This window comes from Rubrimonas sp. (assembly GCF_036788415.1).
Lineage (GTDB): Bacteria > Pseudomonadota > Alphaproteobacteria > Rhodobacterales > Rhodobacteraceae > Rubrimonas.
This window is the reverse complement of the sequence record NZ_DAIQNN010000195.1, coordinates 1-2,971: the sequence shown is the minus strand read 5'-3', so window position 1 is coordinate 2,971 and position 2,971 is coordinate 1. Positions and strand designations below refer to the sequence as shown.

Sequence of the window (2,971 nt, the reverse complement as noted above, 5' to 3'; positions counted from 1 at the left end):
GACTCTGCGACGTGCTGGCGTCGGACTACTACTATCCGGCGCTGCTCCATGCGCCATTCCGGCTGGCGCGGACGCACGGGATCGCCTTTGCCGACGCCTGGGCGATGGCTTCGACCAACCCGGCCCGTGCGGCGCGGCTCGACGACCGGGGTGCACTGGCCGATGGGCTGCGCGGCGACGTCGTGCTGGTGCGGGAAGGCGCAGACGGGCGGCCGGAACTGGTCGCGACAATCGTCGCAGGGCACCTCGTGCATGGCGCGGGCGCGCTCATCGGCCTATCCGGGTAAGAACTTCGTGCCTTCGCGCAGGTCACGTCGACAACCCCATTGCTACGGAGATCACGCTGGATACGAACGAGAGGCCGTGCGGGTTGATGCCCGGGTACGCTCGCTCCTGGGCCACGTCGGACTGACCGTAGACTAAGTCGCCCACACTTGGGCGTTATTGGCCATTGCCAAACCTATCGCCGTGGTGGATCAGGGGCATGGCGTGCACGTCAGAAAGATATCCTGAATGAGCGGCGAGCGCTCGGACCAGCCGGTCGCCATGCAACGCCTCCGCAGGCCGCTTGCGTGGTGCTTCTCCCGATTTCGGCCGGGCGAAGTGTCCGGGCCGGAAGCCGGTAGACGGCCATTCGCCCGACTGGCTGGGTCGCCCGCAATCCTGTCCGGTCGCCAGCCTTGGAGATATGAGACCTCGACGCGTTGACCCCTCATGGCCCTGGCCCAGACGGAGCCTGTTCAGCCGTTCATGCCGAGCGCGGCAAAGCCGGGATCGTGCCCGCGTTGTGCGTGCCCGCCCCGACGAGACCGGCTGACGCTATCGCGAAACGATCCGGCCGTCGTCAAACGCGATCACCCGGTCGAACATGTCCAGATTGCGCGCGTCATGGGTGACGACGGCGATCGCGGTCCCGCGCGCGTCCGCGATCTGCCGGAAAAGCGAGACCACCTGGCGGCCCCGGACGCTGTCGAGCGCCGCCGTCGGCTCGTCGGCGAGGATAAGCCTGGGGTCGTTCGCGAGTGCCCGCGCGATCGACACCCGCTGCTGCTCGCCGCCTGAAAGGCGGTTCGGCAGATTGTCCGTGCGATGGCCGAGCCCCAGCGCCTCGAGGAGCGTGATCGCGTGATCACGGGCGTCGCCCGGCGCGACGTCGTCCATCTCCATCGCGATGGCCACGTTCTCCACAGCACTCAGGAAGGGGATCAGATTGGCCTTCTGGAAGACGAAGCCGATGTTCTGCCGCCGGAAGTCGCGCAACCGATCGAGGTCGCTCTCGGGGGAGGACATCGGCCTTCCGGCGAAGTGCACCTCGCCGTGGCTCGGCCGGTCGATCAGCCCGGCGATCAGCAGGAAGGTGCTCTTTCCCGACCCCGACGGCCCCATGATCGCGACGAGTTCGCCGCCGTGGAGGTCGAGCGAGACGCCGTCGAGCGCCTTCACGATGGTGTCGCCGCTCGGATAGTGCTTCGCCGCATGGCGGATCGAGAGCAGCGGGGTCATGACAGGACATCCTGCGCCCTGGTCCGCATCGCGCGGCGGATGCCGAGCTGCGCCGCCAGAAGGCTGAACAGCAGCACGACCCCCAGCATGACCGCCAGATCCTCAGGGTCGAGCACGACGCGGCGCGGAAAGAGCGGGAACACCAGATGGGCGAGCGCGACCCCGACGGCATAGCCGCCGATGCCGATCAGCGCCGCCTGCTGGACGATCATGCCGTAGATCATGCCGTCGCGGGCGCCGATCAGCTTCAGGAGGCTGATCGACGTCAGCTTCTCAAGCGTCATGGTGTAGACGATGAGCGCAATGACAATGGCCATGACAGCGAGAAGCACGGCCGTGAAGGCCAGCACCTGAACCCGCAGGCGCCAGAGCCGCTGGTTGAGGAACAGGTCGGTCTGCGCCGCGTTCGAGAGGATGTTTGCGTCGCCCCAGCCCATGACGGTGCGCACAAGCGCGGCCGCGTCCGCGCCGGGGTCGAGGTCGACGAGGATCGCCGCGATCTTGCTCTCCGCGGGCATGGCGCCGAGGCCCGAGGCTGCCCGGGCCAGCCGGACCTCCTCGTTCGCCTTGTGCCGCGCGATGTCGAGCGCGTCGTTGATCGTCACGAAGATCAGCCCGTCGCCCATGGCGCTTATCATGTGCTGGGCGATGCCCACCACCTCGTAGGTGTCGCGCGCGAGGTCGATCCTGTCGCCGATTGCGAAACCGAGGCTCGCGTCCGCGATCACCTCGTAGCGACCCTGGGCGAGAGGGCGGCCACGGACGAGCTCGATCCAGTCGCCCTCGTCCTCGGTATAATCGAGGCCGACCAGCGTCGCGCGCCGCTGGACACCCGCGTGGACGATCTGCTGGTCCGATTGCATGAAGCGGCGCACGCGCGCTACCCCCGCGAGCCCCGCAACGCGCCGATCCATGGTCGAGGCAATCAGGGACGACTCCGCGAACGGCCCCGCCTTGCCGCCCTGAACGACCCAGTAGTCGGGTCCGATCCGGTCGATCAGCAGCGTCGCATCGGCCACGATGCCGCGGTAGAGCCCGACCATGCCGACACTGGCGGTGATCAGGAGCCCGACGCCGAAGAGCGTAATGACGAAGCGGGCGAGGTTGTGACGAATGTCCTTGAAGGCGAGGTTCATGGCTGGGGCCTCACCCGCATGCCCTCGTAGAGCGTCGGCCCTTCGAGAACGGCGGCCCTGCTCTCAAGCCCGGCGAGCACCTCGATCCGGCCGTCGGTGACCGCGCCCAGTTCGAGCAGGCGCCAACGGGCCCGGCCATCCTCGAGAACCCAGGCGCCCGCGGTCCCGGCGCGCCAGACGACCTGCTCTGTCGGCAGCGCGAGCGCCTCGGGCCTGTGGTCGACCGTGATGGCCGCCGAGCCGCGCTGGCCGATGGCCCAGTTCGGGGGGAGCGATCCGAGCGCGAGTTCGGCTGTGAACTCGCGCGTCTCCGGGTCGACCTGGCGGCCGAT

At 68.3% G+C, this 2,971-nt stretch carries 3 protein-coding genes and 1 pseudogene; 1 reads left to right on the top strand and 3 read right to left on the bottom strand.

Translation table 11 applies throughout. The features are described from left to right. Window positions 1-287 (top strand): annotated as a pseudogene (locus tag V7Q31_RS18375) (alpha-D-ribose 1-methylphosphonate 5-triphosphate diphosphatase); the annotation flags it as partial. A 532-nt stretch (window positions 288-819) separates the two neighbouring features. On the opposite strand, the gene V7Q31_RS18370 reads toward V7Q31_RS18375, so the two are convergent. The 3 genes from V7Q31_RS18370 to V7Q31_RS18360 form a co-directional block, all read right to left on the bottom strand. Further along, the gene (locus tag V7Q31_RS18370; RefSeq protein WP_333835290.1) at window positions 820-1,503 is read right to left on the bottom strand and encodes an ABC transporter ATP-binding protein; all 684 of its coding nucleotides are present in this window, start codon (window positions 1,501-1,503) and stop codon (window positions 820-822) included. Further along, a complete protein-coding gene (locus V7Q31_RS18365; protein WP_333835289.1) occupies window positions 1,500-2,639 on the bottom strand; it encodes an ABC transporter permease in 1,140 nt (379 codons plus the stop codon). Before V7Q31_RS18365 ends, V7Q31_RS18370 begins: the two co-directional genes overlap by 4 nt. Further along, on the bottom strand, window positions 2,636-2,971 hold a 336-nt coding region (locus V7Q31_RS18360; RefSeq protein ID WP_333835288.1), incomplete at its 5' end, for a hypothetical protein. The genes V7Q31_RS18365 and V7Q31_RS18360, both read right to left, overlap by 4 nt.